The sequence below is a fragment of the Dyadobacter sp. BHUBP1 genome, assembly GCF_050587785.1.
Lineage (GTDB): Bacteria > Bacteroidota > Bacteroidia > Cytophagales > Spirosomataceae > Dyadobacter.
The window spans coordinates 763861-788498 of record NZ_JBOBIH010000002.1 but is presented as its reverse complement, the minus strand read 5'-3'; the positions used below and the strand labels follow the sequence as shown (position 1 = coordinate 788498).

Below are 24638 nucleotides of genomic sequence, written 5' to 3'. Positions count from 1 at the left end.
TTTGAATTCGCCGCAAGCGTTCTTTAATCCAAAATTTTCGTAGCTGACGGATCGTCTCGCTGTGCGTATACGCGCATGTATGAGCCGCATCCGACATTCATGCTATTCCTTTTGCTGCACGGCATTCCGCGCGGCAAAAGGGCTATTCCTATACCCTTGCATTACCGCCAACCAATTTATACAAACGCATCATGATAAAAGACCTAAAATGGCCGCTCCTTTTAATCGTCAGCATCTTCACTTACAGCTGTGCTTCGAAAAGTGAAACGCTGACAGAGACGAAAGACAGTGTTCCTACCATCCCCGTAACGGAACTCAGGCCCCAGAAAACCGAACTGCACCGCGAATACGTAGGCAATATTCACGCCCTGCGGAACGTCGAAATATATGCCCGTGTGAAGGGTTACCTTGAAGAAGTGTATGTGGACGAGGGTAAAGAAGTCAGAAAAGGACAGGTCCTGTTCCGCATTAATAATGAAGAATATGAAGCCCAGTTGGCCAAAGCGAAGGCTAACCTGCAAAGTGCAATTGCCGAAGCGAAAGGTGCCGAACTGGAAGTGAAGCGCGTGAAACTGCTGGTTGACAAGAATGTAGTTGCAAAAAGCGAGCTCGAAGTCGCGCAGGCAAAACTGGCTGCTGCTAATGCGAAAATCGAAGAAGCAAAGTCCGAGAAATCGAATGCGGCCATTCAACTCGCGCATACGGTAATCAAAGCGCCATTCGACGGCGTAATCGATCGCCTGCCGACCAAAATGGGTAGTCTGATCGACGAAGGCACATTGCTCACCACGCTTTCAGACATCAAAACGGTTTATGCCTATTTCAACGTATCGGAAAACGAATACCTCGAATATGTAAAAGCCCGTGACAAAGCCGCGACCAAACAGGCGGTTGTGGAATTGGAACTGGCCGACGGCTCGTTTTTCAAACACAAAGGTGTGATCGAAACCATGGAAGGCGCATTCGACGAAGGCACCGGCTCCATTGCATTCCGTGCGCGGTTTGCGAACCCGGAAAAGCTGCTCAAACACGGCTCCACCGGCACTATCCGCCTCACCAACACGGTCGAGAATGCGCTCCTGATCCCGCAGCAGGCTGCGTTCGAAATTCAGGACAAAAACTTTGTGTACGTGCTTGGCAAGGATAACAAGGTCAAGACACGCAGTTTTGTGCCGCAATCCCGGCTGTCTACTTTTTATGTTGTAAAATCAGGTCTCGAGCCAGGCGAAACAATTGTTTGCGAAGGGCTTCAATCCCTCCGCGACGGCGCAACGATCAACCCGAAGAACGTCGCTTCCGATACGGCGTCGACCGAAAAAATCGAGCTTAGCGCGCGGTAGTATTCCTTCTATCACCTGAATTGTAGACCATGTTTCAAAAATTCATCGAGCGGCCAGTCTTATCGCTGGTCATCTCCATATTTATTACCCTGCTGGGTATCCTGGCAGTGGTACAATTGCCTGTTTCCCAGTTTCCCGACATTGTTCCGCCATCGGTAGTCGTAACGGCCACCTACACGGGCGCCAACGCGGAAACAGGCGTTGACGCCGTAGCCGTTCCGCTTGAAAAAGCCATTAATGGTGTACCCGGAATGACTTATATGACCAGTGTTTCCGGTAACGACGGCGTAACGACGATCAATATTTCCTTCAACGTAGGCGTCGATCCTGACCTCGCCGCGGTGAACGTCCAGAACCGCGTCCAGACGGTGATCGACGAACTTCCCGAAGAAGTTATCAAGGCCGGTGTAAAGACTGAAAAAGAGGTAAACAGTATGCTCATGTACCTTGATATCATGAGCTCCGATACCGCCGTGGGCGAGGATTTTGTATACAACTTCGCCGATATCAATATCCTCAAAGAGCTGAAAAGAATCGATGGCGTGGGCCGCGCACAGATTATGGGTAGCAAGGACTACTCGATGCGTGTATGGCTCCAGCCCGACCGTATGAACAGCTACAATGTTTCCGCCGACGAGGTGATCCAGGCCATCCGCGACCAGAACGTGGTAGCCGCACCCGGTAAAACCGGCGTGAGTTCCGGCCGTGAAAAGAATGTTTTGCAATATGTATTGAAATATACCGGTAAGCTCTTTGAACCGGCGCAATATGAGAACATCGTCCTGCGCTCAAATCCCGACGGTTCCATTCTAAAACTGAAAGACGTGGCCAAGATCGAGTTCGGTACACTGGAATATGATATGGCTTCCAAATCGAACGGAAGGCCCTCCGCTTCGATCATGATCAAGCAGCGCCCGGGGTCCAATGCCCAGGAGGTTATTCAAAATATCAAGGACAAAGTCGCTGAGCTAAAAAAGACCACATTCCCTCCTGGAATGGACTATTTCGTTTCCTACGACGTTTCCCGCTTCCTGGATGCGTCTATTCATGAGGTAATCCGTACGCTCATTGAAGCATTTATATTGGTAATCCTGATCGTGTATTTGTTCTTGCAAGACTTCCGTTCCACGCTTATCCCGGCCCTGGCGGTGCCGGTGGCGCTCGTGGGTACGTTTGCCTTCATGCAGATGTTCGGGTTCTCCATTAACCTGCTGACGCTTTTCGCATTGGTACTGGCAATTGGTATTGTCGTCGATAATGCCATTGTGGTCGTCGAGGCGGTACACGCCAAGATGGCCGAAAAGCATTTGGACGCGAAGGAAGCGACCATCGAATCGATGAAGGAAATGAGCGGCGCGATCATCGCGATCACGTTGGTGATGTCGGCAGTATTTGTTCCGGTAGCATTTATGTCGGGACCCGTCGGAATCTTCTACCGGCAGTTCTCCATTACCCTCGCGATTTCCATTGTTATTTCCGGGATCAACGCGCTTACGCTCACGCCTGCGTTATGCGCGCTCATGCTGAAAAACACTCACGGCCAACCCGTGAAGAAGAACCCGCTCACCAGGTTTTTCGATGGTTTCAACAAAAGTTATGACGGTCTGCAAAGTGGCTACCGGAAGCTCCTTTCATCCATTGTAAGCCGCCGGATGATCACCATCGGGCTGCTGATCGGATTCTGCGTCGCCACGTTTGGCATTAATACCATCCTTCCAAGCGGCTTTATCCCGACCGAAGACCAGGGGGTGATTAACGTAAACGTCACAACGCCCGTAGGCGCTACCGTAGAGCGGACCGAAGTGGTGTTGGATGAAATTCAAAAGGTCGCCCGAAGCCTGAAACCCGTCGAATCTGCTTCTTCACTATCAGGTTACAGCTTGCTTACTGAATCGGCCGGTTCGTCGTACGGGATGGCGATGATCAACCTGAAACCCTGGGATCAGCGGACAGCTTCGGTCCAGGATGTGATCAAGGAAATGGAGGCCAAAACTAAGCATATTACCGACGCCGAAATCCAGTTTTTCCCGCCTCCTACCGTGCCTGGCTTTGGTAATTCCAGTGGTTTCGAGCTGAGGGTTCAGGACCGCTCGGGTAATGAGGATTTGCAGAAAACAGCCGAAATCACCAACAAATTTGTAAAGGATCTCGCTGCTACTCCCGAAATCGCGGCCGCATTCAGCAGTTTCGACGCCAGCTTCCCGCAATATATGATCCACGTCGATTCCGACATTGCCGCCAAAAAAGGCGTTTCGATAGACGTTGCAATGGGCACGCTCCAAACTATGATCGGTAGCTACTATGCCTCGAACTTCATCCGTTTCGGACAGATGTATAAGGTGATGGTGCAGGCCGATGCGAGCTTCCGCAAAAACCCCGAGGACATTCTCAAATTGTATGTGAAAAACAACCGGGGCGAAATGGTACCGTTCTCAACTTTCATCAAGCTGGAAAGGGTGTACGGCCCGGAATTGCTGACACGCTATAATATGTACACGTCAGCGATGATCAATGGGGATGCGGCGCCGGGTTACAGTAGCGGCGACGCGATCAAAGCCGTCGAGCGCGTGGCGGCAACGAGCTTGCCGAAGGGCTTTACCTACGACTGGTCGGGTATGACGCGGGAGGAAATTCTTTCCGGAAACCAGGCCGTGTTCATCTTCGCAATCTGTCTCATATTCGTGTACCTGCTGCTCGCAGCGCAATATGAAAGCTTCCTGTTGCCGCTGCCGGTTATCCTGTCGCTTCCCACCGGTGTGTTCGGTTCATTCTTGGCGTTGAAATTAATGGGTCTGGAAAACAACATTTACGCCCAGGTTTCACTCGTCATGCTCATTGGCTTGTTGGGTAAAAACGCGATCCTGATTGTGGAATACGCCATTATCCGCCAAAAAGAAGGTCGGACGGTCATAGAAGCCGTGCTGGAAGGCGCCACCGAACGCCTACGCCCGATCCTGATGACTTCTTTTGCATTCGTGGCGGGGCTTATCCCGCTCGTAATGGCGTCCGGTGCCGGCGCGATCGGTAACCGGTCAATCGGCGCCGCCGCGGCGGGAGGTATGCTCATCGGCACCATTTTCGGGGTGATCATCATTCCGGGCTTGTATGTCGTGTTTGCCAGCATGGCCAAAAAGAAAAAGACACCTCCTCCGGTAGTGGCTGCGGAAGAGGAAGCATTGCTGCACTAAGCCCCCTCGAATCCAGTTTCGGCCGCGGGGATGCCCGCGGCCTTTCAAATCAGATTTTATATTGATGAAAAGAAATAAAAAGTTTGCTTCCGGCTTGCTGTTTGGCGCCATCCTGATCTCCGTGACAGGATGTAAACTGACGCAGCCGGTGGAGCAGCGAGCAAAAATCAAAGCCCCGTCAACATTCGTGGGTCAGGCCGACTCGGCGGGTATCGGGGCCTTACAATGGAAGACCTTTTTCAACGACCGTCACCTCGTCGCACTCATCGATACGGCATTGCAGAACAACCTCGACCTGAAAATGGCCGTTCAGCGCATTGAAATGGCGAGGAGCAACATTATGGCGGCCCACGGCGCCATGCTTCCGGTCGTAACCGGCGACGTATCCGGCGGTGGCCGCAAATTTGGCGACTACACTATGGATGGCGTAGGTAACTACGACACCAATTTCTCACAGAACCTCGACGACGACAGACGCTTGCCAGCCCCTTTCTTACCCGATTACTTCCTCGGCTTACGAAGCTCGTGGGAGATAGACATTTGGGGCAAACTCAAAAACCAGAAGAAAGCCGCTTACACCCGTTTCCTGGCAAGCGAAAAAGGCCGCCAGGCGATTATCACCGGCCTCATTGCCGAAATCGCACGCTCGTATTACGAGTTGATGGCGCTCGATACCGAACTGGACATTATCCGGAAGAACATTGCATTGCAGGAGTCGGCCGTGGAAACCATTAAAATCCAGAAGGAAGCAGGTCGCGCGAACGAGCTCGGGGTTCGTCAGCTTACTGCCCAATTGCTCAACACCCGCAGCCTGGAATTTGAAGTACAGCAAAAGATCATTGAAATTGAAAACAATGTAAACCTGCTCACAGGGCGGTTCCCTCAGCCCATCACAAGGAGTACCACGCTGGACCAGGTAATGCCGCCATCCATCAGCGCCGGTATACCTGTGCAAATGTTGCGAAGAAGGCCGGACATTCAGCAGGCACAACTCGACTTGCTTGCCAATTATTCCGAGCAGCAAGCCGCGCAGCTGGCATTTCTGCCTTCTTTGAATATCACCGCATTCCTTGGCTTCAATGCATTTAAAAGCAACCTACTCTTCTCATCCGGCTCACTCGCATATAGCGCGTTGGGCGGGCTCACAGCTCCGCTCGTGAACCGGAAGGCATTAAAAGCGAACCAAAAACGGGCCGAAGCCGCGAGCCTGGAAGCGCTTTATGCCTACAACAAATCGGTCCTAAACGGCTTCCGCGAAGTGAGTACCAGTCTCAAAAAGCTGGAAAACACCCGGCAGATTGGTGATCTGAAAAAACAAGAAGTAGAAGTGCTGCAACAAGCCGTCGCAACTTCGAAAGACCTCTTTTTAACCGGTTACGCCTCTTATCTGGAAGTAATCACTGCGCAACGCAGCGTTTTGCAAGAGGAACTGAATTTGACCAATGTTCAAAAAGAGCAATTTCTGGCATTGGTTGAGTTGTATCGGGCGCTGGGAGGTGGTTGGGAATAACCGTTTTAAATAGTCACATAAAAAAGAGCACGGACATTGCTATCCGTGCTCTTCACATTTATAAGCATTTCAAATGCTACTACTTCTTCTTAGTGCCAGCCAAGCTAGGCTCTTTCGAGATCACGATCAGGTCTGCCAGCATTCTGCCAGTTTCTGTGAGATAGATGTCTTTTTTCTTCTTCGCATCCTTGGGAGCTTCGGCTACTTTTGAATCTGCTTCGTCCTCATCGTCGCCGTCGACATTGTCCTCGCCGAGTTGCTTCATAGCCGCACGTTTCTTTTCAGCTTCGTCGCGTTCAGCTTTGCGTTTAGACTCCTGCAACGAAACGATTTTGTTCTCGCGCGCTTCTTTAAAGTCGTTCAGCGTTTTTACAAGTGTTTTCAGTTCCTCGTCGGTTTTAAGGCGGTGCTTGTATTTGTCGCGAAGCTGCTCAATGACTTTCGGATTGATATTGCTCGTTGCTTCATAACGCGAAGAAGCGATTTGGTCCCAAGGCAATGCGCTCGGTTGTGACCCTTCGCCATACTCATTTACCTTAAATGCAGTAGGCAATTCCAAATCAGGCGTCACACCTTTCAGCTGCGTGCTGCTGCCGTTAATGCGGTAGAATTTCGCAACGGTCAGTTTCACTTGTCCAAGCTGATCCTGCTCTTTCGGTACCCACTGGTTCAGGTCGATCAACGTTTGGACGGTTCCTTTTCCGTAAGTCTGCTCACCCACAATCAGGCCGCGTTTGTAGTCCTGGATCGCTGCCGCGAAGATTTCGGATGCGGATGCACTGAAACGGTTCACCATTACAGCAAGCGGTCCGTCATAGGCAATGCTAGGGTCGTTGTCGGACTGTACTTCGATTTCACCCTGGCTTTCTTTTACCTGAACGACCGGTCCACGGTTAATGAACAAGCCGGTCAATGAAACAGCTTCCGTCAATGAACCACCGCCATTGTTACGCAGGTCGATCACGATACCGTCCACATTCGAGGCCTGCAAATCGGTAATCAGTTTCTGAACGTCGCGAGTGGTGCTAGAAAACTCTTTCTCACGGTGCTGAGCGCCCTCAAAATCGCGGTAGAACAACGGGATATCGATTACCCCTATCTTGTAATCTTTATTGCCATTATTAATGGATACGATCTCGCTCTTCGCACGCTGTTCTTCAAGTTTGATCTTCTCGCGCACAAGACGGTATTCTTTCGGAGCAGATCCCGGCAATGCATCGGCAGAAATTACCTGCAAACGCACCACGGTCGACTTAGGACCTTTGATCAGCTTCACGGCATCATCCACAAACCAGCCGACGATATCCACAAACTTACCTTCGTCGCCCTGCGCTACCGCTACGATCTTATCCTCTTTTTTAAGTTGCTTTCCTTTAAATGCAGGGCCGCCAGGAATTACTTCAACAATCTTGATATAGTTATCTTCCTCACGAAGCAATGCACCGATACCTTCCAGCGACTGGCTCATTTCCTGTTTGAAACGATCGGCCGAAGTAGGCGCCATATAGCTCGTATGCGGGTCAAGCGACTCCGCATATGCATTCATAAACATCTGGAATACCTGCTCAGTGCGAATGCGGCCGAGCGCGCGATCGCGGCTTTTGTATCGGTCACGCAGCGTACTGATCACCGCAGTGTCCGCTTTACCCGACAATTTGAGGTCTAATGCCTCGCTTTTCAGGTACTTGCGCCAGGTATCGTTCAATTCGTCGGTGTTTTTAGCCCAGGCCGCTTTTTCGCGATCCGTATTCATCGATTCGTCCTGAGTAAAGTCAAACGGCTTCGCTTCTTTCAGCAACGTCTGGATATACTCGCTTCTTTCTTTATAGCGCTTTCTGAAAACGTTATACATCTGGAACGGGACATCCAGTTCTCTTTTTTGCAAATAGTCGTCGAAAGAGTTCTTATACTGCTCAAAATCCGCAAGGTCGGAGGCCAGGTAATAGAGCTTACCGTGGTCGATCGCATCGATGTACTTATCAAAAATCGCTGCCGAAAGGGAATCATTCAGCTTTGTTTTTCTATAATGATAGCTGGATAAGATCCTCGTTGTCAGCTCTTCCGCTTTGTATTGCGCTGGAATTGGCTTGATATCTTCATCCATGGAGGCGGCCGCTGGTGCCATTACCCCCACTCGTTCCTGAACAGGGCCCCGCTGCCAACCCAGCAACACAACCGGAATAAGAGTGATAAGATACTTTTTCATTTGCACGTTTGCTATTTTACGATTTCCAATAATTCAACCTCAAATACGAGGGCTGAATAAGCCGGTATCTGAGGTCCTGCCGCACGCTCACCGTAAGCCAGCTGATATGGAATGAAAAGTTTCCATTTCGATCCGACAGGCATTAACTGAAGCGCCTCGGTCCATCCTTTGATCACGCCATTGACCGGGAATTCGACTGGCTCGCCTCTGTCGACCGAGCTGTCAAAAACCGTTCCATTCGTCAATGTGCCATGGTAGTGTGTCTTCACTTTGTCCGTTGCTGTCGGTTTAGGACCGTCGCCATTTTTGATAATCTGATATTGCAGACCGCTCTCGGTGGTCACTATACCTTCCTTTTTCTTGTTTTCTTCCAAAAACTTCTCGCCTTCCTTGCGCACTACGGCTCCCTTTTCCTCCATCATCTTAGTGAAATACCCCTGGATGAACATATTCGCTTCATCGGACGTAAACGCGGTTTTTTCACCTTTCAAGGCTGCTTTTACGGTTTGTGTAAGCAAGTCTGCATTCAGGTCCTTGATGCCTTGTGACGATATCGAGTTTGCGAAGCTCACCCCTATTGCCGCAGACAAAGAGTCAGCCGATGTTTTCAATGTTGCAGGGGCTGCTGATGTTTTTGCAGGTGTTGCCGCTGATTTCTTTACAGTTGCGGCGGGTTTGGTTGTTTTCTTGATAGTCTGTGCGTTGCCTTCCGCGGTTGCCAATACTCCAAATGCCAGGGCTACTAAAATGGTTTTTTCTAATTTGTACATTATACTAAAAGACGTTCGAAAAGATTAGAATTTATTAGATAAGTGTTATTAACGATCTCAATTACAACAAAAACACAATCAGTACCTAAAAAAGTTTTAAAAATGTTATTAGAAGCTGATAAACGGTAAATTTGCGTCCGGCGACGCCCTTCTGCCCCGTTCCTTGGAAAAATCTAATTTTATATCGCAGGTTTTGGTTAAATCATTCTGTTTTTACCAAAATAAAACTCTACCTTTGCGGCAGTTTTCAGAAAACTTACTACTATACTCTAAATAAGTCAATTATACTATGGTATCTGTTAGACCGGATGAAGTTTCGGCCATCCTGCGCGAACAACTTGCAGGCGCTAGATCAGAAGCAGAACTCGAAGAAGTAGGAACAGTCCTTCAAGTTGGTGACGGTGTTGCCCGCATTTATGGTCTTTCCCAGGTACAGGCAGGTGAGCTGCTTGTTTTCGAGAATGGCCTTAAGGCTCTTGCTCTTAACCTCGAAGAGGACAATGTGGGTGCCGTATTGCTGGGGGATTTCAGTGACATCAAAGAAGGTGCTACTGTAAAACGTACCAAAGAAATCGCTTCCGTGAAAGTGGGTGACGGAATCGTTGGCCGTGTGGTGAACACGCTGGCTGAGCCGATCGATGGAAACGGACCTATTACTGGTGAGACTTTCGAGATGCCTATCGAGCGTAAAGCGCCGGGGGTAATCTACCGTCAGCCGGTAACCGAGCCGCTCCAAACCGGTATCAAAGCGATCGACGCGATGATCCCCATCGGACGCGGACAGCGCGAGTTGATCATCGGTGACCGCCAGACAGGTAAAACTGCGGTGGCGATCGATACAATCATTAACCAGAAGGAGTTCTATGACAAAGGCGAGCCCGTATTCTGTATCTACGTAGCCTGCGGACAAAAAGCTTCTACCATCAAAGGTATCGAAGCGACTCTTCGCAAATACGGCGCGATGGATTACACCGTAATCGTGGCTGCTGCTGCTTCGGACCCTTCTCCAATGCAATTCTACGCTCCGTTTACAGGTGCTGCGATTGGTGAGTACTTCCGCGACACCGGCCGTCCTGCACTCGTAATCTACGATGACCTTTCGAAACAGGCGGTAGCTTACCGCGAGGTTTCCCTGCTCCTTCGTCGCCCTCCGGGCCGCGAGGCTTACCCAGGTGACGTGTTCTACCTCCACAGCCGTCTTTTGGAGCGTGCGGCGAAAGTAATCGCTGACGACAGCATCGCTGCGAACATGAACGACCTTCCGCCTTCATTGAAGGGTAAAGTAAAAGGTGGTGGTTCACTCACAGCCCTTCCGATCATCGAAACACAGGCTGGTGACGTTTCGGCTTACATTCCTACGAACGTAATCTCTATCACCGATGGCCAGATCTTCCTTGAATCCAACCTGTTCAACTCGGGTATCCGTCCTGCGATCAACGTAGGTATCTCGGTATCACGTGTGGGTGGTAACGCGCAGATCAAATCGATGAAGAAAGTTTCGGGTACCCTGAAACTGGATCAGGCGCAGTTCCGCGAGCTCGAAGCATTCGCGAAATTCGGTTCCGACCTTGATGCCGCTACCAAGCTGGCGATCGACCGGGGACGCCGCAACCAGGAAGTTTTGAAACAAGCGCAATACGCACCGGTTCCTGTTGAACTGCAAGTGGCGACTGTTTACGCATCCACCAAAGGTTTGCTGGATACGGTAGACGTAGCACGTGTGAAAGAATTCGAAAAGGATTTCACGACCGTATTGGCCAGCCAGAATAAAGAAGCACTCGCTGCTTTGCGTGCCGGAAAACTGGACAACAGCGTAACAGACGTTATCGAGAAAGTAGCTAAAGAAGTTGCTGTAAAATATCGTTAACCGGTAAAAATGCCGGAGTGGTACTCGTTCCGGCATTTTCCTAGTACATATATAATAGGATCACCGGATCGCTTAAAACACCCAGAAAATGGCAAGCTTAAAAGAAGTACGTAACCGTATCGTTTCGGTTAATTCCACACAGCAAATCACCAAAGCCATGAAAATGGTGGCGGCAGCCAAGCTGCGTCGTGCACAGGACAGCATTCTGCAAATGCGCCCTTACGCACAGAAGCTTGGTGAAATGCTTCTGACAGTTTCGTCAGGATCGGAAAGCGCTGCCGACAGCCCATTGAAAGCCGTTCGCCCGGTGGAAAAGGTGCTCGTCATTGTCGTAACTTCCGACCGTGGATTGTGCGGAGCATTCAATACCAATATTATTAAAGCTACAATCCAGCTGATCGAGTCGAAATATGCGGCTCAGGCAGCGAAAGGGAATGTAGAGATTTTTGCCATCGGTAAAAAAGGAGCAGAAACGCTCGTCCGTCGTGGCTTTACCGTGAACACGGCTTACACCGATCTTTTTGGCCGTTTGAGCTTTGTAAACGTAAAAAATGCGGCAGAAGAGATTATGAGAGACTTCTCGGAAGGTCGTTACGACGCCGTGGATATCGTGTACAACGAATTCAAAAACGTAGCTACGCAAATCATCCACACCGATCCGTATTTGCCGATCGTAGCTGAAAACAAATCGACCAAGTCGAAAAAGACCGAGGTTAACTACATTTTCGAACCGGCCGAAGAAGAAATCCTTGCAGAACTGATTCCTAAGTCGCTGAAGATCCAGTTGTACCGTGCCGTTCTCGAATCCAATGCATCGGAACAAGGAGCACGTATGACTGCGATGGACAAAGCAACGGAAAACGCGCAGGAATTGCTCAAAGAACTGCGCCTCGTGTACAACCGTACACGTCAGGCAGCGATTACGAAGGAAATCCTCGAAATCGTAGGTGGTGCCGAAGCATTGAAAAACTAAGGTTTACCCAACCCATATTCCAAACGGCCGGATTACAACAATCCGGCCGTTTTTTTGTTTATTTACTAATATAGTCTGTCATTTAAATGAACGAATTATGGCTGATTTGATTGAAAGGATTACGGTTAGTCCTGATTTATGTAATGGGAAGCCGACGATCAGGAATAAAAGGATTACCGTGCAAACGATATTAGAGCACTTGGCAGGCGGTGATGACCGGGAAACGATTTTATTTCAATTCCCCTCACTGGAAGATGCCGACATAGACGCGTGCCTACACTTTGCCGCACAAATGGCCGGAAGAAACTTCGCAAGTTATCCGACCGCAGCCTGATATGCGTAAATACCTGATCGACGTGAATTTGCCCTATCACTGCTCGTTGTGGAATAGCGCAGAGTTCATTCATCAGAAAGATCTGGACGATGAATGGCTTGATTCCCAAATTTGGGATTATGCCCATGAAAATCATCTAACTATCGTGACGCGGAACGCGGACTTTTCCATCCGCATCAGCACCAGCGAGCGCCTCCCCACGGATCATTCATTTCCGCCTTGGAAATATCAAAGCATCGGAACTTTTTGAAGTTTTGTACAAAAATTGGCATAACATTGCCGAGCTCAGCAGCGAACACAAGCTAGTAACCGCTTATCGTGACAGAATTGAAGTTTTGTCGTAAAACCAACCAACCACACCATATGCAACATTTCAAAAGCCTTTTCAAACTACTCGTATTCCTGATCGTCGCAGTTTTTAGCAACTCCGTAAGTGCACAGACAGTTGACGACATTGTGGCCAAACACGTGAAAGCCATGGGCGGCGAGAAGCTGGGCAAGCTGCAAAGTATGAAGATCTCGGCGGAAATGGACATTATGAATATGAAAGTACCCATTACTACGATTATCGTGCAGAACAAAGGTTTCAGGAGCGAATCAACCGTACAGGGAATGACTGTCGTACAGGCCGTGAACGGCAATACGGGGTGGACGATCAACCCGATGGCCGGCAATACAAAACCGACCGCATTGCCGGAAGATGCAGTCAAATCCCTGGCCAATGAAACCGATCTGACGGGTCTTTATAATTACAAGGAAAAAGGTTATAAAGTCACGTTGGACGGTGAGGAAGACCTGGCCGGCGCAAAGGTTTATAAGGTAACCATGACTTTACCGAATGGCGTACGGAGAATCAATTATATCTCAAAAGACACCTTCTACATTTTGAAAATTGTTGCCCAAACCTCCATGAACGGGCAAGATATTATGTCAGAAAACGTGCAATCGGATTTCCGTGCGGTAGACGGTATTTATTACCCGTTCGCGTCGGAAGTGACAACCTCTGCAATGCCAGGCACCAAGATGGGGCTTAAAATTACAACCCTGGAAGTCAATCCACAGGTCGATCCTAAAATTTTCGAAATGCCTCAATAGACGCTCTCAAAGCAGTTTTCGAAATCCCGGAATAATTTTTTCGGGATTTTTCTATGCATTTGAAACTAATATTCACAATTAGATGTATATACATTAAATGTAAATACACTTAAAATAACAAAGACAATGGCTACTACTAAATGGGTAATTGACCCAACACATTCAGAAATCCAGTTCAAAGTGAAACACCTTGTGATTTCCACTGTAACAGGTGCATTCAACAGCTTCGAAGGCGGTGTTGAAACAACTAGTGATGATTTCGACGGTGCGACCGTCCATTTTTCTGCTGACGTAGAAAGTATAGATACCAAACAAGAACAACGTGACCAGCACCTGAAATCAGCTGATTTCTTCGATGCCGAGAACCACCCAAAACTTTCGTTCACAGGCAAATTGGCTAAGAAAAGCGGTGATAACTATAACCTGACAGGCGAACTGACTGTGAAAGGTATTACCAAAACTGTTGACTTCTCAGCGGAATTCGGTGGTAACATGACCGACTTCTATGGAAACAACAAATCAGGCTTCGAGATCAACGGTAAAATCAACCGTAAGGATTTCGGCCTGGCATGGAGCGCTGTTACCGAAGCAGGCGGCGTCGTGGTAGGTGACGAAGTGAAACTGATCGCGAACGTTCAGGTCGTGAAGCAATAATATCAATAAACCGTTCCTCTTACGAAAAGCGTGGGTTTTTTATCCGCGCTTTTTTTGATTCCAGCCGGTTCATTCATAGATTTCAAGCCGCATTGGGTAAAAATCTCAAGCACCTGCTTATAAGGGCAAAATGGTATTTTATCGTCCAGATAGTTATTACATCCGGCTAAACACGCATTTACATTGATCATTGAAACACGCGCCTATGCCCGTGCGGGGCTTTTAGGCAATCCTTCTGATGGCTTTTTCGGCAAAACGATTTCCATATCTGTAAGAAATTTCGGAGCGTCCATCTCGCTTTACGAATCGCCCGAGCTGCATATCGAGCCGCAACCACAGGATTTGAACACATTCCGCAGCATTTTTCACCTGCGCGATTCGGTGAATATGCTGGGCTATAATGGCGGTATTCCCCTTATTAAGGCCGGTATCAAGAAGTTTGGCGACTATTGCGAGGAAAATAATATCAAGCTGCCCAACAAGAATTTCACAGTCCGTTACCGCTCGTCGATCCCCCGCCAGGTAGGTATGTCAGGTTCCAGCGCGATTATCGTCGCATTGTTCCGGGCGCTCATGCAGTTTTATAAAGTTGAAATACCCCTCGAAATATTGCCACAGCTTGTCATGGTGACCGAAACCGAGGAGCTCGGCATCACCGCCGGCTTACAGGATCGCGTGATCCAATGCTACGAAGGCTGCGTCTATATGGATTTTGATAAAACCATGATCCAGACACAGGGCCACGGCCGCTACGAGCGCATCAACCCCGAATTACTGCCAAAACTGTACGTCGCTTACAATACCAACCTTAGTAAGGTCTCGGGCAAGGTACATAATGATGTGCGGACGCGCTATGACCGCGGTGAGCAGGAAGTGATCGATGTGCTCGGTCAGATCGCCCAGAAAGCCGAAGACGGCCGCACCGCATTGCTCGAAGGCCGCCCGGACGATCTGCATTCGCTGATGAATGAAAATTTCGACCTGCGCTGCAAGATTTATAATGTACCCGAATCCAACAAAAAGCTGATCAATGCGGCACGCGCATGCGGGGCATCCGCTAAATTTGCCGGTTCCGGTGGCACTATTATCGGAATTTACAAGGACGACGATATGCTGAACCAACTGTTTGTGCAGTTGAAGAAATTCAACGCGCGGGTGATCAGACCGTTTGTGGTTTAGCGGCTGTCGGCTGTCGGCTGTCGGCTGTCGGCTGTCGGCTGTCGGCTGTCGGCTGTCGGCTGTCGGCTGTCGGCTGTCGGCTGTCGGCTGTCGGCTGTCGAAAGGGAAAATAAGTAATAGAATTATCATACTCATATCAAAACAAAAAAGGCCGGCGGCCAAAAGCCGAAAGCCGAAGTTCACCAAGACATGATTCGCAAAGCCGTTATACCCGCAGCCGGACTTGGAACCCGATTCCTGCCGGCAACCAAATCGATGCCGAAGGAAATGCTCCCGATTATCGACATCCCTACTATTCAATATGTGGTACAGGAAGCCGTAGATTCAGGCATTGAAGATATTCTGATCATTTCAGGAAAAGGCAAGCGTGCCATCGAAGACCATTTCGATCGCAATGTAGAGTTGGAAAGCCGCCTGGAAGAGAAAGAAGATCTGCTTTGGTTCAATGAAATGCGCCGCCTGGCGGATATGGCAAATGTGCATTTCGTGCGCCAGAAAGAAGCGAATGGTCTGGGCGATGCGATCTACTATGCGCGCCACCACGTGGGTAACGAGCCATTTGCAGTACTATTGGGCGATACCATTATGGATTCTGTGATCCCGGTGACACAGCAATTGATGGATACTTATGAGCAATACGGCGGCTCCGTGATCGCGGTAGAAGAAGTCCCCGCCAATAAGGTGAACCGATATGGTATCGTAGGCGGAAACTCGCTGAGCGACTCGATCATGGAGCTGAGTACGCTGGTAGAAAAACCTGCGATCGACAAAGCGCCTTCCAACCTCGCTATTGCCGGCCGTTACGTGCTGACGCCTGAAATTTTCAACACGATCGAGCAAACTCCAAAAGGTAAGAACAACGAAATTCAGCTTACCGACTCGCTGTTGCTCCTTCTGAAACGCGAGAATATCTTTGCACACCATATCGAAGGCAAGCGCCACGATATCGGCGACAAGTTGGATTATCTTAAAACAACCGTCGAGTTTGCATTGAAAAGAAAGGAATTCGCTGAACCATTCCGGAAATTCCTGGTTGATATTCTAAATAAATAAGCACTTTAAAAGCCATAACCATGCCCAAACAAGTCATCGTAACCGGAGCCACAGGAAACCTTGGTAAAGATGTTGTGAAAAAATTGACGAAGCTTGGTTATGGCTTGCATATCAATGTCCGGCAAGGCAAAACTGATGCTTACGCCGACAATGCGAGTGTTTCGAATTACCTCGCCGACCTGGCCAGCGGAGAACAAGCAGAGCAATTTGTCGCCGAGGCAATCACTAATGCAGGCCACATTGATGCCGGCATATTACTCGCAGGCGGTTTCGCCATGGCCAAATTGACCGACACCACCGACGCCGACATCGAGCAAATGCTGACGATGAATTTCAAAACAGCATTCCACGTCGTGAAGCCGTTAATGAAGCATTTCGAAGCGAATGGAGGCGGGCAGCTCATCTTCATAGGCGCGCGCCCGGCGCTCGTGCCTGAGGCGGGCACGGGAAGTTTTGCCTATACGCTTGCCAAAACATTGATTTTCCAAATGGCTGACCTGATCAATGCGGAGGGGAAGTCGAAGAATATCACCGCAACGGTAATCGTCCCCAGCATTATCGACACGCCCGGCAACCGCGCGGCAATGCCCAATTCCGATTTCCGCAAATGGGTCCCCGCCGCAGATATGGCCGAGGGTATTGCGTTTGTTTTAAGCGATACAGGGAAAAAATTGCGTCAGACGGTTTTGAAGCTTTATAACGAGGCTTGACCGGGTTGGCTGTCGGCAGTCGGCTATCGGCTGTCAAACCTCTCCTGACTACACTTGACTTCCCTGGCCAAACTTGACAATTCCTGACCTAATGGCACATCGACAGTCGGCTATCGGCTGTCAAACCTCTCCTGACCACACTTGACCTTCCTGACCATACTTGACAATTCCTGACCACTAACTGTCCAACACCGCGATCTTCACCTGCGAAATCGTGCTGCGCTGCTTTTTGAGTACAGTAAATTCGTAGTGTTTCGTGTTGAGCTTCTCTCCCACCGCCGGAATACGCCCGAACTTCCAGATGAGATAACCGGCCAACGTTTCATAATCGGGGCGTTTGGTAATGTCGTGCGGCAACCGCTCGTTCAAATCCACGATGGAAGCAGCACCCTGCACAGTATAGGTATTATCCGCTTCGTTTTTGACGACCGGCGCTTCGTTGTCGTACTCATCCTGAATCTCCCCAACGAGCTCTTCCAGGATGTCTTCCATCGTTACAATACCATCCACCCCGCCATATTCATCGACGATCACAGCCATTTGCTGGCGGCTCACCTGAAACTCGCGTAGTAATGCGCCAATGGGTTTCGAGCCGTGGACGGTTGCAATAGGCCTTATCAGCTCGCGGAGCACGATCTCCTTGCCTTGCCGCATTTTAAGCAAGAGGTCTTTTAGATGCAAAACACCGATTACCTGATCCAACGTATCTTCGTAAACCGGCATTCTGGAATAGCCTTCTTCTATAACTTTTTCAAGCTTGGCATCGGTGAAGTCGTTTACATCAATGCCCACAACTTGCGGCCGTGGGATCATGATTTGCCTTGCTACCCTTTCTGAAAAATCGAATGCGTTCTTGATCAGGTCGTAATCTGCCGCTTCGATCATGCCACTTTCTTTCTGTTGCTGAACCAGATAGCGTAACTCGTCGCTGCTGTGCACCTCGCTGCCGTGTGATGGCGTAATGCCAACGCCTTTCAATATCACGTTGGCGATGCCGTTCAGCAGCCACACCACTGGCCTGAATATCAGAAAAAAGCCGTGCAGCGGATAAGACAAAGCCAGGGTTGTCGACTCCGGCCGCTGGATCGCGATCGACTTAGGAGCGAGCTCCCCGAACACAATGTGCAATACTGTAATAATCGCAAATGCGGTAGGTAATGCGATATGGTGCGCCACTTCCGGATCGATCGAAAGACCCACCAGCTCCATTGCACCGATAATCATTTTCGAAACGACCGGCTCCCCTATCCAGCCCAATCCAAGGCTCGCGAGCGTAATACCAAATTGGGTAGCAGCCAGATAGCCGTCGAGATTAGACACAATTTGTTTGGAAAGAATGGCCATCCGGTTCCCTTCCTGGGCTTTCTGTTCGAGCTGCGAGGCGCGGATTTTGACTATTGCAAACTCGGCAGCGACGAAAAAACCATTGAGCAGAACGAGTACAAGGGTAATGATAACCTGTAAAACCATGGAGGCCGGTGAATCCGTTTTTGAAGTGAAAATGCGTTTTAAAGCTGCATTTTAACAAAAAATCGGGCCATTGGGAAACCGAAGCCAGCATTAATGCATTTCAGGTTACCTCTTGCTACCCCGAATTTTCGTAAATTGAATTCTTATGAAAAGTGGTCACGCCGATTTACCCCTGCATTACGGGAAAGTTCCTGTCTGGCTTGCTCAGCGAATGAGCGCGCTCGGTGGCGCTATCGTAGAAGCGATCGTAATGGAATATGGCCGCGACGCATTGCTGCAAAAGATGAGCGATCCATTCTGGTTTCAGTCTCTGGGCTGCGTGCTGGGAATGGACTGGCATTCGTCGGGTATTACCACGTCGGTCATGGGTGCTTTGAAACAATCGGTGAACCGGAGGTCGTCGGACCTGGGCATTTACATTTGCGGCGGCCGGGGCAAATATTCCAGGCAAACGCCCGCAGAACTGCTAGCGATAGCAGATAAAACAGGATTGGACGGGAACTTGCTCGTACATCATAGCAAGCTTTCTGCCAAGGTTGACAATACCGCTATTCAGGATGGCTTCCAGTTGTATCTCCATTCATTTGTCCTTTCCAAAGAAGGCAATTGGGCGGTAATCCAGCAAGGCATGAACACCGACGACCGCCTGGCCCGTCGTTACCACTGGCATTCTCCGAGTATCCAGTCGTTCATTGAAGAACCCCATACATTCATTTACGGGCAAAATCAGGGCAATATCCTCAACCTGACCGCCAAAGCCGCCGCTCCAACCCGCACCGGCATTCTGGATCTTACAAAGGAAAACCCCGACAAGATCATGCGGGAAGTTTCGAAGCTCGTCATGCCGGATCACCACGACGTCCGCGCGGAAGACGTGAACCTGAAACGGCTTGGAGCAGTACTCGCATTGGCGCACGACAATCCGGTCGATAATATGGAGTCGCTCCTCATGCTCGAAGGCGTAGGCCCGCGCACGATCCAGTCGCTCACGTTCGTGAGCGAGATTATCCATGGCACGCCGTCGCGATTCAGTGATCCGGCGCGCTTTTCGTTCGCCCACGGCGGTAAGGATGGTCACCCGTTCCCGGTGCCGATCACCGTTTACGACGAATCTATCCTCACCCTCGATCGGGCTATTCAACTTGCTAAAATGGGTGACAAGGATAAATCCGACGCCTTGAAAAACCTCTCCAAAGTGTCGGCACAACTCGAAAAGGATTTCCAGCCCAATAACCGCTTCAACGATATCGTTCAGCACGAACGCGACACCTCCTGGAAGTACGAGGGCCGGACGGTGCAGGGTAAGGCGAAGAAACCGAAAGGCTGGGACGGACAGTTGGAGCTGTTTTGATTGTGAAGGTTTGATTTAGTAATTTAGAATAGCCTTTGTAACTGAATATCAAGTACAATAAATGATACCCGAGCTATGATACTCCGTTCCACATCTTCGATTTTGCCCCGCACGCTGGATGAATTTATCCAGTGGGAGACTGCCGATGGGTTTAAATATGAATGGAACGACGGCAAAATCATCAGATTCGGGAAAGTGAAGAAAAAACACCTCTTCATCATCAGGAGACTTCAACAACTATTCTTCGGTACCACGGCTTTCTCTAAAGGCGGCGCGCTGATCATGGAACAGGACGTCATGCTCAGCGGCATTCAAATGCGCCGACCTGACTTAGCTTTCTTCTCCGGCGAGCAAATCGACGTCTCCGCCACATCCGATGAAGAGCCCGTTCCTGAATTTCTCATAGAAGTAATCTCACCGACCGACGACGCCGAAAAGGTTGAAGAGAAGCTGGCTGAATATTTTAATTCCTCCGTCAAAGTCGTTTGGCACATTTACCCCGACAACGAGGTAGTATACGTTTATTCTTCACGAAAAAATGTCAAAATCTGCACAGAACATGACATTTGTTCGGCATATCCGGTGATGGAAGATTTCGAAATTTCCGTGCGGAATCTGTTATCGAACCAAATTTCCAAATAATCATCTTTCCAAGTTATATCTGCATCCTTTACAGAAGGCAAAAGCAGATTTTAACGCTATTTTTAATTCCTTTGTACCCGGTTCGCAACTGAACCTGAATAATCTGCATCAAGCAACGTCCTCAATGATCTCCAAAAAACATCTCAAAACACCTCTAACCCTGATGGCGGCTACCACCGTGGCGGTAGTATCGTGTATGAAAATGGCCCCGATGTCGTCCGGGCCGGTCGTAAAAACGAATAGCACCAAAATGGTGGTGAAAGAAGACGCCGTAGCCGGTAAAGCAAGAGCCAAAGAAATCCGCGAAAAAACGGTAGTTAAACTGGCCGACGGGTTGAAACTCGATCTATGGGCATCGGATTCACTCGCTCCGGACCCGGTAGCGATCGCGATGGACGACGCCGGAAGGGTGTATCTGAACCGTACCAACCGCCAGAAAAACTCCGAATTCGATATTCGCGGGCACCGCAACTGGATCACCGAATCCATTGCATTGCAGACGGTGGAAGATCGCCGCAAATTCCTGCACAAGACATTTGCTCCCGAAAAAAGCAAGGAAAACAACTGGCTGAAAGACCTCAATGGCGACGGCTCACACGACTGGAAGGACCTGGCGGTTGAAAAAGACGAAGTATGGCGTATTGAGGACACCGATAATGACGGCATCGCCGACGTTTCCATGCGTATCCTTGACGACTTCTTCGACGAAGTTTCCGACGTGGCGGGCGGCTTGCTCGTACGTGCAAAAGACATTTTTGTGACCATCGCTCCCGATGTGTGGCGTTTGAGAGATACCAATGGAGACGGCGTACTGGATGAAAAAACCTCGATCAGCCACGGTTACGGTGTGCACATCGGTTTCAGCGGGCATGGAATGTCGAACCCGATCGAGGGGCCCGATGGCAAAATTTACTGGAATATCGGCGATATTGGCGCCAACATTACCACTGCCGAGGGCGTGAAACATGAGCACCCCAACTCGGGTATCATTGCACGCTCCAACCCGGATGGCAGCGACTTCGAGATCTTCGCGCATGGGTTGCGTAATACACACGAGTTTGTATTTGACGAATATGGTAACCTCATCAGCTCAGATAACGATGGTGACCACCCCGGCGAAAGCGAGCGTCTGGTGCACGTAGTGGAAGGCTCCGATGCGGGCTGGCGCTCCAACTGGCAGTACGGCAAATACACTGATCCTAAAAACAACAGCTACAAAGTGTGGATGGACGAAAAACTGTTCAAACCACGCTGGGACGGTCAGGCGGCATACATTATTCCTCCTATCCAAAACTACCACAATGGGCCTACCGGCATGCAATACAATCCCGGAACGGCATTGGGTAAAGAATGGAAAAACAAGTTCTTCCTCGTTGAATTCGTTGGGAACCCTGCGCGTTCGCCGATCTGGTCATTTGGTTTGAAACCAAAAGGTGCTTCGTTCGTGCTGGATGGTGAGAAAAACATCCTGACGGGTATCCTGCCAACCGGTATCCGTTTCGGTCCCGACGGCGCATTATACGTTGCCGACTGGATCAACGGTTGGGATACTAAAAACTATGGCCGCGTGTGGAAACTTGACGTTACCGACGAGAAAAATGACCTGAAAGCGGTCCGCACCGAGACCAAACGCCTCATGCAGCTGGATTATACTAAACAATCCGACGACGCATTGCTACCGTTGCTTTCTTATGAGGATATGCGCATCCGCCAGAAAGCACAGTTCGAACTCGCCTCAAGAGGAGCAAAAGGTGCCGCTGTATTAAACAAAGCTATCGAACAAAAAAGCAACCAATTCGGCCGCATTCACGGGATTTGGGGACTAGGTCAACTGGCGCGCCAGGACAAGTCATATGCCAACGTGCTGATGACCTTGTTGAAAGATTCTGACGAAGAAATTACAGTACAAGCCGCAAAGGTGCTGGGCGACGCCAAAATCGCGGAGGCCGCACCGATGCTGATCCCGATGCTGAAAAGCAAAAACCCACGGGTGCAGTTCTTCGCGGCACAGGCATTGGGCCGCGTAAAAGACAAGAATGCTGTGCAGCCATTGATCGAGATGGTGAAAGCGAATAATGATCAGGACGTGTACATCCGCCACGCAGGTGTGCTGGCGCTCTCGCGCATAGGAGAAGTAGCGCCTATTGTTGCCTTAGCCAACAGCCCTGAAAAACCACTCCGCATTGCAGGGGTACTTGTGCTTCGCCGCATGAGAAATGAGCAGATCAGCGCATTCCTGAAAGATAAGGATGAATACATTGTAACAGAAGCCGCCCGCGGTATTAACGACGACCTTTCTATTCCTGCGGCATTACCTGCATTGGCTGCGGTGCTGAACGAAAAAGGCTTTACCTCGGAGCCATTGCTACGCCGCGCCATCAACGCTGCATTGCGGGTAGGCGGCGAAACTCAGTTGAACGACCTCATTGCATTTGCGAAACGTAAGGATGTTAGCAAAGAAATGCGTGCGGAAGCATTGGCAACCTTGGGAACCTGGGCCAGCCCATCCGTAACCGACCGCGTGGATGGCCGTTACCGCGGCCCAATGGAGCGTGATCCTGCCGGTGTGAAAGCGAAGATCAAGCCGATGGTGGCCGACCTTTTGCAAGAGAATGAGCCCGCGATCCTGATCGCGACCGCGCAAATGCTGACGAACCTTAATGTAAGCGATAATAACGCGGCCCTGGCCAAAATCCTGAACGACAGCAACGACGCGAAAGTACGTACTGCTATGCTCCTAGCGTTGAACGATCTGAAATACGCGGATATGGAAACCGTCATGAAAAAAGGCATGAGCGACTCCGACGCCGATGTACGTACGGCCGCATTAGGTATGGTAGGAAGCGTGAATATGTCGAAAGAGGCATTGGCCGACATTTCCAACACCATTTTCGAAAAAGGCAGCGTGCGCGAGCAGCAGCAAATCCTGAAAGTTCTGGGTAGCCTGCCGGTTGCCAAAACGGAAACCATTTTCAACGGCCTGATCGGCAAGATGGCGGATAACAAGCTGCCGAACAACCTGCTTCTAGATCTTGGCGAAGCGGTCGATTCGACCAAATCCAGCACGTTGATCGCCAAAATAGCGCCGCTGCGCAAGCAAGGCAACACCGCAGCCGACTACCAGGATGCATTGTTCGGCGGAAATGCCCAGGCGGGTCGCCGCTATTTCATGACAAGTTCAGCCGCTGAATGCGTACGCTGCCATTCCATCGGCGGCCAGGGCGGAGAGGTAGGCCCTAACCTTTCAAACATCGGAAATGTTCTTACACGCGAGCAAATCCTTCAAGCGCTCATTGAGCCCAGTGCACGCCTGTCGCCGGGATTTGGAATGGTGATGCTGACATTGAAAGACGGGACTTCCGCGGCTGGCATCCTCGCCCAGGAAAACGAGCATGAACTGGTACTGAAAACCTCGGAAGCAGAACCGTTGAAAATCGCCACCTCTCGTATTGCGAAACGAGAAAACGTACCATCAAGCATGCCTCCGATGGGTAACATCATGTCGAAAAGAGAGATCCGTGACGTGGTGGAGTTCCTTTCGAATTTGAAAAAGTAATTAGATTTTGATGGATATTTCAACCCCCGGTATTAATCGTCCCGGGGGTTATTTTTTTGGATTCCGGACAAATTCCCAGCACGCGTTGTTATATAGCTGATTTGGGTATATTTGAAAAAAGTTAAGACATGACAACTTATTTGACCGAACGAATCGCCATTGATCCGGAAATTTGCAATGGTCGGCCGATTATTAGGGGAATGCGAATTACCGTTCAAACGGTTCTGGAATTCCTTTTCGCGGGGACAAGCAGAGAAGAGCTGCTATATCAATATCCGGTACTTGAAAACGAAGATATTGATGCATGTTATGAATTTGCAATTGAGATGATGAACAAGAATTACTTCATCAAAGAGATTAAGCATGTCGCATAAATATTTGATTGATGTCAATTTACCATACTACTTCTCGCTTTGGAACAACCCAAATTACGTTCATCAAATAGATATTGCGAGAATAGCGAAAGACTCTGATATTTGGTCATACGCAAAGGACTCAGACAAAACCATCATTACCAAGGATTCCGATTTTGCCAGCAGAATCCTTATCTCTCCTCCTCCTCCACGGGTCATTCATTTTCGGACAGGTAACATGTCAATGAAGGAATTTCATTCACTGGTTTCAAAAATATGGCACGAGGTAGTTGATTTAAGCAACACTTATAAATTGGTCGTCATCTTCAATGACAAAATCGAAGCATTCAATTGATATAGTCAAGGCACGATTTTAATTCATCAACA

At 49.5% G+C, this 24638-nt stretch carries 20 protein-coding genes; 17 read left to right on the top strand and 3 right to left on the bottom strand.

Annotated features, from left to right (window positions below):
• Positions 1-194: 194 nt before the first annotated feature.
• From ACQ4MZ_RS10030 to ACQ4MZ_RS10020, 3 genes are all read left to right on the top strand, one after another.
• A complete protein-coding gene (locus ACQ4MZ_RS10030) occupies positions 195-1340 on the top strand; it encodes an efflux RND transporter periplasmic adaptor subunit (RefSeq protein ID WP_430845354.1) in 1146 nt (381 codons plus the stop codon).
• 29 nt (positions 1341-1369) lie between these two features.
• Positions 1370-4528, top strand: coding sequence for an efflux RND transporter permease subunit (locus tag ACQ4MZ_RS10025; protein WP_430844697.1), 3159 nt, complete (start codon positions 1370-1372; stop codon positions 4526-4528).
• A gap of 64 nt (positions 4529-4592) precedes the next feature.
• Positions 4593-6038: an efflux transporter outer membrane subunit gene (locus ACQ4MZ_RS10020; protein WP_430844696.1), complete on the top strand. Its 1446-nt coding sequence runs from the start codon at positions 4593-4595 to the stop codon at positions 6036-6038.
• Positions 6039-6117: 79 nt separating this feature from the next.
• On the opposite strand, the gene ACQ4MZ_RS10015 is transcribed toward ACQ4MZ_RS10020, so the two are convergent.
• On the bottom strand, positions 6118-8244 hold the full coding sequence (locus ACQ4MZ_RS10015) for a carboxy terminal-processing peptidase (RefSeq protein ID WP_430844694.1): 2127 nt from the start codon (positions 8242-8244) through the stop codon (positions 6118-6120).
• A gap of 11 nt (positions 8245-8255) precedes the next feature.
• The gene (locus ACQ4MZ_RS10010) at positions 8256-9014 is read right to left on the bottom strand and encodes an FKBP-type peptidyl-prolyl cis-trans isomerase (RefSeq protein WP_430844692.1); all 759 of its coding nucleotides are present in this window, start codon (positions 9012-9014) and stop codon (positions 8256-8258) included.
• Between the two features lie 289 nt (positions 9015-9303).
• Here ACQ4MZ_RS10010 and atpA point away from each other — a divergent pair, with 289 nt between their 5' ends.
• The 9 genes from atpA (at position 9304) to ACQ4MZ_RS09965 (ending at position 16879) form a co-directional block, all read left to right on the top strand.
• Positions 9304-10881: a F0F1 ATP synthase subunit alpha gene (gene atpA, locus ACQ4MZ_RS10005; RefSeq protein WP_430844690.1), complete on the top strand. Its 1578-nt coding sequence runs from the start codon at positions 9304-9306 to the stop codon at positions 10879-10881.
• An 88-nt stretch (positions 10882-10969) separates the two neighbouring features.
• Positions 10970-11854 (top strand): ATP synthase F1 subunit gamma, encoded by an 885-nt coding sequence (atpG, locus tag ACQ4MZ_RS10000; protein WP_430844689.1) that lies wholly within the window; start codon positions 10970-10972, stop codon positions 11852-11854.
• 97 nt (positions 11855-11951) lie between these two features.
• The gene (locus ACQ4MZ_RS09995) at positions 11952-12188 is read left to right on the top strand and encodes a DUF433 domain-containing protein (protein ID WP_430844687.1); all 237 of its coding nucleotides are present in this window, start codon (positions 11952-11954) and stop codon (positions 12186-12188) included.
• A 1-nt stretch (position 12189) separates the two neighbouring features.
• Positions 12190-12438, top strand: a complete 249-nt coding sequence (locus ACQ4MZ_RS09990) for a DUF5615 family PIN-like protein (protein ID WP_430844685.1) — start codon at positions 12190-12192, stop codon at positions 12436-12438.
• Between the two features lie 113 nt (positions 12439-12551).
• Positions 12552-13283: an outer membrane lipoprotein-sorting protein gene (locus ACQ4MZ_RS09985; RefSeq protein WP_430844684.1), complete on the top strand. Its 732-nt coding sequence runs from the start codon at positions 12552-12554 to the stop codon at positions 13281-13283.
• Positions 13284-13409: 126 nt separating this feature from the next.
• A complete protein-coding gene (locus ACQ4MZ_RS09980) occupies positions 13410-13937 on the top strand; it encodes a YceI family protein (protein ID WP_430844682.1) in 528 nt (175 codons plus the stop codon).
• Between the two features lie 183 nt (positions 13938-14120).
• Entirely contained in the window at positions 14121-15116 is a 996-nt protein-coding gene (locus ACQ4MZ_RS09975; RefSeq protein WP_291204169.1) for a mevalonate kinase family protein, read from the top strand.
• A gap of 189 nt (positions 15117-15305) precedes the next feature.
• The gene (galU, locus tag ACQ4MZ_RS09970) at positions 15306-16169 is read left to right on the top strand and encodes a UTP--glucose-1-phosphate uridylyltransferase GalU (protein ID WP_019942004.1); all 864 of its coding nucleotides are present in this window, start codon (positions 15306-15308) and stop codon (positions 16167-16169) included.
• Between the two features lie 20 nt (positions 16170-16189).
• Entirely contained in the window at positions 16190-16879 is a 690-nt protein-coding gene (locus ACQ4MZ_RS09965; protein WP_430844680.1) for an SDR family NAD(P)-dependent oxidoreductase, read from the top strand.
• A 177-nt stretch (positions 16880-17056) separates the two neighbouring features.
• Here ACQ4MZ_RS09965 and ACQ4MZ_RS09960 read toward each other — a convergent pair whose 3' ends face one another.
• Positions 17057-18349, bottom strand: coding sequence for a hemolysin family protein (locus ACQ4MZ_RS09960; RefSeq protein WP_430844678.1), 1293 nt, complete (start codon positions 18347-18349; stop codon positions 17057-17059).
• 145 nt (positions 18350-18494) lie between these two features.
• On the opposite strand from ACQ4MZ_RS09960, the gene ACQ4MZ_RS09955 reads away from it, so the two are divergent.
• From ACQ4MZ_RS09955 to ACQ4MZ_RS09935, 5 genes are all read left to right on the top strand, one after another.
• Positions 18495-19700: a DUF763 domain-containing protein gene (locus ACQ4MZ_RS09955; RefSeq protein ID WP_430844677.1), complete on the top strand. Its 1206-nt coding sequence runs from the start codon at positions 18495-18497 to the stop codon at positions 19698-19700.
• 75 nt (positions 19701-19775) lie between these two features.
• Complete coding sequence (locus tag ACQ4MZ_RS09950) at positions 19776-20342, top strand: Uma2 family endonuclease (protein ID WP_430844676.1); 567 nt, start codon at positions 19776-19778, stop codon at positions 20340-20342.
• A gap of 124 nt (positions 20343-20466) precedes the next feature.
• Complete coding sequence (locus tag ACQ4MZ_RS09945) at positions 20467-23898, top strand: PVC-type heme-binding CxxCH protein (protein WP_430844674.1); 3432 nt, start codon at positions 20467-20469, stop codon at positions 23896-23898.
• A 128-nt stretch (positions 23899-24026) separates the two neighbouring features.
• A complete protein-coding gene (locus tag ACQ4MZ_RS09940) occupies positions 24027-24272 on the top strand; it encodes a DUF433 domain-containing protein (protein WP_223402452.1) in 246 nt (81 codons plus the stop codon).
• Positions 24262-24606, top strand: coding sequence for a DUF5615 family PIN-like protein (locus ACQ4MZ_RS09935; RefSeq protein WP_430844672.1), 345 nt, complete (start codon positions 24262-24264; stop codon positions 24604-24606). Before ACQ4MZ_RS09940 ends, ACQ4MZ_RS09935 begins: the two co-directional genes overlap by 11 nt.
• Positions 24607-24638 lie beyond the last annotated feature (32 nt).

Bases quoted from the DNA above. Each gene is read 5' to 3' on its own strand.
- ACQ4MZ_RS10025 (WP_430844697.1), top strand. From the start codon at position 1,370: ATGTTTCAAAAATTCATCGAGCGGCCAGTCTTATCGCTGGTCATCTCC.
- ACQ4MZ_RS10020 (WP_430844696.1), top strand. From the start codon at position 4,593: ATGAAAAGAAATAAAAAGTTTGCTTCCGGCTTGCTGTTTGGCGCCATC.
- ACQ4MZ_RS10015 (WP_430844694.1), bottom strand. From the start codon at position 8,244: ATGAAAAAGTATCTTATCACTCTTATTCCGGTTGTGTTGCTGGGTTGG.
- ACQ4MZ_RS10010 (WP_430844692.1), bottom strand. From the start codon at position 9,014: ATGTACAAATTAGAAAAAACCATTTTAGTAGCCCTGGCATTTGGAGTA.
- atpA (WP_430844690.1), top strand. From the start codon at position 9,304: ATGGTATCTGTTAGACCGGATGAAGTTTCGGCCATCCTGCGCGAACAA.
- atpG (WP_430844689.1), top strand. From the start codon at position 10,970: ATGGCAAGCTTAAAAGAAGTACGTAACCGTATCGTTTCGGTTAATTCC.
- ACQ4MZ_RS09995 (WP_430844687.1), top strand. From the start codon at position 11,952: ATGGCTGATTTGATTGAAAGGATTACGGTTAGTCCTGATTTATGTAAT.
- ACQ4MZ_RS09990 (WP_430844685.1), top strand. From the start codon at position 12,190: ATGCGTAAATACCTGATCGACGTGAATTTGCCCTATCACTGCTCGTTG.
- ACQ4MZ_RS09985 (WP_430844684.1), top strand. From the start codon at position 12,552: ATGCAACATTTCAAAAGCCTTTTCAAACTACTCGTATTCCTGATCGTC.
- ACQ4MZ_RS09980 (WP_430844682.1), top strand. From the start codon at position 13,410: ATGGCTACTACTAAATGGGTAATTGACCCAACACATTCAGAAATCCAG.
- galU (WP_019942004.1), top strand. From the start codon at position 15,306: ATGATTCGCAAAGCCGTTATACCCGCAGCCGGACTTGGAACCCGATTC.
- ACQ4MZ_RS09965 (WP_430844680.1), top strand. From the start codon at position 16,190: ATGCCCAAACAAGTCATCGTAACCGGAGCCACAGGAAACCTTGGTAAA.
- ACQ4MZ_RS09960 (WP_430844678.1), bottom strand. From the start codon at position 18,349: ATGGTTTTACAGGTTATCATTACCCTTGTACTCGTTCTGCTCAATGGT.
- ACQ4MZ_RS09955 (WP_430844677.1), top strand. From the start codon at position 18,495: ATGAAAAGTGGTCACGCCGATTTACCCCTGCATTACGGGAAAGTTCCT.
- ACQ4MZ_RS09950 (WP_430844676.1), top strand. From the start codon at position 19,776: ATGATACTCCGTTCCACATCTTCGATTTTGCCCCGCACGCTGGATGAA.
- ACQ4MZ_RS09945 (WP_430844674.1), top strand. From the start codon at position 20,467: ATGATCTCCAAAAAACATCTCAAAACACCTCTAACCCTGATGGCGGCT.
- ACQ4MZ_RS09940 (WP_223402452.1), top strand. From the start codon at position 24,027: ATGACAACTTATTTGACCGAACGAATCGCCATTGATCCGGAAATTTGC.
- ACQ4MZ_RS09935 (WP_430844672.1), top strand. From the start codon at position 24,262: ATGTCGCATAAATATTTGATTGATGTCAATTTACCATACTACTTCTCG.